This window comes from Actinoplanes sp. NPDC004185 (genome assembly GCF_053603475.1).
The window spans coordinates 1-1,017 of the sequence record NZ_JBSGFR010000140.1; the positions used below are offsets into that span (position 1 = coordinate 1).

1 protein-coding gene is annotated in these 1,017 nt (G+C 56.4%); it reads right to left on the reverse strand.

Going from position 1 to position 1,017, the window contains the following annotated elements; all coding sequences use genetic code 11:
- Positions 1 to 40: 40 nt before the first annotated feature.
- On the reverse strand, positions 41 to 1,017 hold a 977-nt coding region (locus ACWEOZ_RS44415; RefSeq protein ID WP_451916686.1), incomplete at its 5' end, for a DUF2345 domain-containing protein.

Here is a 1,017-nt window from a genome sequence, read left to right on the forward strand (position 1 = left end):
GTATCACTCGTCGCGGATGAGCTCAATGTAACTGGATCCATTAGTTCACTCCGGTATCTGCGGGATAGTCATCATGATTGCCGGGCCTGTAGAGCAAATCCACTTTTACGATCTTCTCGCTGGTAAACAATGAAGTTTTGCCTTCGTCATCGGTCATGCCCTCGATGAGGCGACCGTCCTCCGCACGTATCTGATAGGGCATGTTCGCGATCGGCTCGCCAAAAGCATCTCGCACGACGAAATGCTCGTCGTAGACGTCATCCACGATTTCAAAGTGGACGGGCTGTCCGACGTAGCCTTCCACGACTTGCGTTTTTCCGCTCGCATCGGTCGTGCCTTCGATTACGTCATCGCCGATCGACATTCGGTATTTCTGATTCGGGACGGGCTTGCCGTCATGCGATCGAAGCACAAAGTGTTGGTCGCCGGATTCCTGCTTTGTTATCGGCATGACGGGCAGGGGCACCGTTGCGCTTGCTGCGCCAGTCTTTTCCCACGACGCACACTTCTCCAGGATCTGCCCGGGCGTGCCGTTTTCGATCCCGCTACCGCTGATCTTGATGTATGAGCCGCCCGCTCCGACCCAGATCTCCTTTTCAGCTGACAGCACTACTCTTCCATTGCTGCTTGTGATCGTGACGTCCTTGAGGGCAGCGAGTGCCATGGCATTTCCCTGCGCCTGGAGTTCCACCTTCCCGTGGGCCGCAAACAGCTTCATGCCAGCGTTCTGAACAAAGATACTGAGCTTTTCACCGATGGTCGCAAGCAGGGATTTGCCGGCCACAACGTGCGTACTCTCGCCGCTGACGAGGTTAACGTGCTGATCTGCTGCAACTTGCGTTGACTGTTGAGTGGACAACGCAATGCCCGCCGGGCTCGCCATCAGCAATATCGGCTTCGAGAATCCATTTGCATTGCCCATTCCGCCACCCGCAGTTCGACCGCCCGCCGAAGTGCCGGCGGTATTCTGCTCCATCGCAGCACTGAAGGCCTTGAGCGCACCATACCCCTCTTTCG